Origin of the sequence: Stenotrophomonas sp. NPDC077421 (genome assembly GCF_049545505.1) — a bacterium.
Taxonomy (GTDB): Bacteria; Pseudomonadota; Gammaproteobacteria; order Xanthomonadales; family Xanthomonadaceae; genus Stenotrophomonas; species Stenotrophomonas nematodicola.
Map to the genome: position 1 here is coordinate 132,689 of NZ_JBMWDP010000008.1, position 4,575 is coordinate 137,263.

A 4,575-nucleotide genomic window follows, 5' to 3' on the forward strand; every position below is an offset into this window, starting at 1 on the left:
CTCTGCCCGGCTGCGCGCCGCGCCATGCCGCCGGCCATTCCCCGCACCACGCCCCCGTAGAGCCGGGCTCTGCCCGGCTGCTCCAGACGCAATACCCACCTGCCAACCCGAAACCCGGCACTACGCCGGATGGATCGCACCCAGTATCCGCGGCCCGCGTGCGCCGCTTACGCTCGGCAGATTGCCCGGCAGGCCGTCCAGCGTCCGCTGCGCCAGCCACGCAAACCCCATCGCCTCCAGGTAATCCGGGTCCAGCCCATGCACCGCGCTGGATTCGATGACCACGCCCGGCAGGCGCGCCCCCAGTCGCCGCAGCAGCGCCGGATTGCGCACGCCGCCCCCGCACACCAGCAGCCGCGCCGCGCCCGGCAGGTGGGCCAGCAGCGCGTCGGCCACGGTGGCGGCGGTCAGCTCCAGCAGCGTGGCCTGTACATCGGCCGGTGACCGGGCCTCCCCGTCCATCGCCGCCTCGGCCCAGGCCAGGTGGAACTGCTCGCGTCCGGTGCTCTTCGGCGGCGGCAGCGCGAACCAGGGATCGGCCCGCCAGTGCGCCAGCAAGGGTTCGTCCACCTGCCCGCTGGCCGCGAACGCACCATCGGCATCGAACGGCACCCCGCGATGGCGCTGGCACCACGCATCCATCAGCGCGTTGGCGGGCCCGGTATCGAAGCCGCGCGGAACGCCCTCACGGGGAATCAGGGTCAGGTTGGCGATGCCACCCAGGTTGAGGATCGCCCGGTCTTCGCCGGTGGTGCCGAGCATCGCCAGGTGGAACGCCGGCATCAGCGGCGCGCCATGCCCGCCGGCGGCCACGTCGCGGCGGCGGAAATCGGCCACCGTGGTGATCCCGGTCAGCTCGGCGATGCGGTTGGCATCGCCCAGCTGCCAGGTGAAGGCGGGATCGCCCAGCGGGCGGTGGCGCACCGTCTGGCCGTGCGAGCCGATCGCACGGACCTGCGCGCGCTGTACCCCGCTGGCGAGCAGCAGGGCATTGGCGGCGGCGGCGAACTGGATGCCGACCTCGGCGTCGATCCGCCCCAGCGCATCCAGCGAGGTGATGTCGCCGCCTTCGCCCAACGCGATCAGGTCGGCACGCAGCGTCGGGTCCCAGGGATGGGTATGCCCGTGCACAAAGCGGCAGCCGCCCTCGGCGGGAAACTGCACCAGCGCGGCATCGATGCCATCGGCGCTGGTGCCGGACATCAGGCCCAGGTAAAGCGGAGTATGCGGATCGACAGCAGTCATGGCAGGCGCTTGAACGGAGTGCGGCCAGCTTCCGCGCAAGCAGCGGCCGTCGTCAATGCGCGCGTGGTCGCGCGCATCGAACCGGCGGCGCGACGGTCAACCGCGGCTGGGCTTGGCCGGTTTGGCCGCGCTGGCGGTGGCCGTCGCGGCCTTGTCCGCTACCGGTGCCGGCGACGCGTCGGCGTAGATCAGCTTCTCCATGCCCTGGATGCGGGCCAGCGCCGGCGCGGTCTGCGCGCGGAACGCGGCCAACTCGCTGCCCTGCAGCGGCTCCGGCGGCGGCATCGTCACCGACAGCGGATTGCGATGCACGCCGTTGACGCGGAATTCGTAGTGCAGGTGCGGGCCGGTGGCCAGGCCGGTCGAGCCGACATAGCCGATCACCGTGCCCTGCGCCACGCGCTGGCCGGTCTTGATCGCACCGAAGCGCGACATGTGCCCGTACAGCGTGGTGTGGCCGCGGCCGTGGTCCAGGATCACCACATTGCCGTAGCCGCGCTGCGTGCCGGCGAACTGCACGCGGGCATCGCCGGCGGCCATGATCGGCGTGCCGGTGCGCGCGGCGTAGTCCACGCCCTTGTGCATGCGCATCTTGCCCAGCACCGGGTGCTTGCGCGCGCCAAAGCTGGAGCTCAGCCGCGCGAACGGGATCGGCATGCGGATGAAGCTCTTCTTCAGCGGCCGGCCGCTGGCATCGAAATACTCGGACTTGCCGTTGCGGTCGAAGCGGAACCCGCTGTAGGTCTTGCCACCCGAGGTGAAGGTCGCCGCCAGGATCTTGCTGGTGTCCACCTTCTCGCCCTCGCGCCAGGTCTCATCCAGCACCACGCTGAAGCGGTCGCCCGGCTGCAGGTCCTTGGAGAAGTCGATGTCGTACTTGAAGATCTCGTCGGTCATCGTGGCGATCGCCGACGGCGACAGCCCGGCCTTGCGCGCCGCGGCGTACAGCGAACTGGTGATTTCCCCGCTGGCGACCACGCGCCGGGTCGAGGACTCGCGCTTGATCACCTTCTCGGTGATCTGGTTGTCCTTCAATGACAGTTCGACGCGGTTGTCGGCATCGCGGTCGAAGCGGATCGTGCGCAGGTCGCCGGACAGGGGCAGGTCGAAGGCGATCTCCGCGCCGGGACGCAGCTTGGTCAGGGCCTGCCGCGCGCCAGGATGCTCCAGCACCTGGTGCATCACCGTGGCCGGGATGCCGGCCTCGTCGAACAGGTTGCTGAGGGTCTGGCCGCGCTGCACGCGCAGCACCTGCCAGCTGTCGCCCGGCGTCTGCAGGCGGCGTTCCTGCGAGAGCGGCGGCAACGGCAGGGCCAGCGTGGCATGGCCCTCGGAGTAGGGGGATTCGATGGTGTGCGAGAAGCCGGGGACGATGGTGGCCACCAGCGCGCCAATGGTGGCGAACAGACTGGCATGCATCCAGTGGCGGCGGGTCCAGCGCTGGTTGAAGGCTGCGGGCAGATGCTGCTTGAGCTTCCGATGGAGGGCGGTGTCGTGAAGGACGTGAAGGCGTTCCTTGAAGCGCTGCTTGCGCGCGCGGCCTTGATCGGAGTTCAGCATCGTGGGTCTGTTCCTGGCTGGCCCGGGAGCGCGGGCCCAAACGTCGGTAACATAGACAGGTATAAATAGTGCGTCAAACCCTTGTGCCTATTGGCTTTTGTGAAGCGCTTGCGGTTAACTTGTAATTAACGTCATTCATGTAAATAAGGCATTGCCGGGAGTTGTCACGTGTCCTCGATTGAAGAAGCCATTGCCCTGATCGGTCGCGGCGCCGATGAGATCCTCAAGTCCGAGGAGCTGCGTCAGCGTCTGGAAAGCGGCCGTCCCCTGCGGATCAAGGCCGGCTTCGACCCCACCGCGCCGGATCTGCACCTGGGCCACACCGTGCTGTTGAACAAGCTGCGCCAGTTCCAGGACCTTGGCCACCAGGTCATCTTCCTGATCGGCGACTTCACCGGCATGATCGGCGACCCCTCCGGCAAGAACGTCACGCGCAAGCCGCTCAGCAAGGACGACGTGCTGGCCAATGCACGTACCTATGAGGACCAGGTCTTCAAGGTACTGGACCGCGACAGGACCGAAGTCCGCTTCAACTCGGAGTGGTTCGGCAAGATGGGCGCGGCGGACATGATCCGCCTGGCCGGCCAGCACACCGTGGCCCGCATGCTCGAGCGCGACGACTTCGCCAAGCGCTACGCCGCCCAGCAGTCGATCGCCCTGCATGAATTCCTGTACCCGCTGGTGCAGGGCTACGACTCGGTGGCCCTGGAGGCCGACGTCGAACTGGGCGGCACCGACCAGAAGTTCAACCTGCTGATGGGCCGGGGCCTGCAGGAGCACTACGGCCAGAAGCCGCAGATCGTCTTGACCATGCCGCTGCTGGAAGGCCTGGACGGCGTGGCCAAGATGTCCAAGTCGCTCAACAACTACATTGGTATCAGTGAACCGGCCATCGACATCGTCACCAAGACCATGAAGATCGGTGACGACCTCATGTGGCGCTGGATCGAGCTGCTCTCCTTCGATATCAGCGAAGCCGAGGCCAGGAACCTGCGTGCGCAGGTCGAGGCGGGCGGTTTGAACCCGCGCGAGGTGAAGCTGCGTCTCGCCCGGGAGCTGACCACCCGCTTCCATGACGCGGCCGCTGCCGACCAGGCCATCGCCGGCTGGAACGCGGCCGTGACCGGGCAGGGCGACGTGACCCTGCTGCCGCTGCAGGAAGTGGCGATTCCGGCCGAAGGCCTGCGGATCGGTGCACTGCTGACCGCCGCCGGGCTCACCCCGAGCAACTCCGAGGCGTCCCGCAAGCTCAAGGAGCGGGCGGTGAAGGTGGATGGCGAGGTCGTGGACGACGCCCAGACGCTGTTCGCGCCCGGTTTTGAAGGCCTGCTGCAGGTCGGCAAGCGCACGTTCGCGCGCGTTCTGCTCGTCGCGGCCTAAGCGTCACAAGGCGTTTCCGGCCGCGGTGACGCGGCCGGACCTGAATCGGAAGAAGAAGACGTCAAAAAAAGTGACGATCCCCCTTCACAAATGCCGCCGATAGGGACATACTTTCCCTCCCCCGACGCAGGGGCCACCGCAAGGCGGCAACCGCACCGGAACAGGACGGCAACCACTTCGAAAGAAGGTGTTGACGGAAACGAAAAGCCTGACATAATAGGCGGCTCGCTTCGACGAAAAGACCTCCGGGTCGCACGACGAAGCAGCATCGGCAACAACGTCCACTTCGGTGAGGCGGCCTTGAAAAAAGGTGTTGACGAGGCGGAAAAGCCGGCTATAATGGGCGGCTCGCAACGACGGAAACGTCGGGGCACACGGAGGAAGGCGCTG

Annotated in this window: 3 protein-coding genes; 1 reads left to right on the forward strand and 2 read right to left on the reverse strand. The window is 67.5% G+C overall.

The genetic code is table 11. From position 1 onward, the window contains the following. Window positions 1-120: 120 nt before the first annotated feature. Both ACPEH1_RS06505 and ACPEH1_RS06510 read right to left on the reverse strand, forming a co-directional pair. Window positions 121-1,245, reverse strand: coding sequence for an anhydro-N-acetylmuramic acid kinase (locus ACPEH1_RS06505; protein WP_136006815.1), 1,125 nt, complete (start codon window positions 1,243-1,245; stop codon window positions 121-123). Between the two features lie 96 nt (window positions 1,246-1,341). Continuing rightward, a complete protein-coding gene (locus ACPEH1_RS06510; protein ID WP_017356091.1) occupies window positions 1,342-2,805 on the reverse strand; it encodes a M23 family metallopeptidase in 1,464 nt (487 codons plus the stop codon). Between the two features lie 168 nt (window positions 2,806-2,973). Between ACPEH1_RS06510 and tyrS the strand changes: the two genes are divergently transcribed. Further along, the gene (gene tyrS / locus ACPEH1_RS06515; protein WP_017356090.1) at window positions 2,974-4,185 is read left to right on the forward strand and encodes a tyrosine--tRNA ligase; all 1,212 of its coding nucleotides are present in this window, start codon (window positions 2,974-2,976) and stop codon (window positions 4,183-4,185) included. The last annotated feature ends 390 nt before the right edge of the window (window positions 4,186-4,575 follow it).

Excerpts from the sequence above, each read along its gene's own strand:
- ACPEH1_RS06510 (WP_017356091.1), bottom strand. The coding sequence starts at position 2,805 with ATGCTGAACTCCGATCAAGGCCGCGCGCGCAAGCAGCGCTTCAAGGAA.
- ACPEH1_RS06505 (WP_136006815.1), bottom strand. The coding sequence starts at position 1,245 with ATGACTGCTGTCGATCCGCATACTCCGCTTTACCTGGGCCTGATGTCC.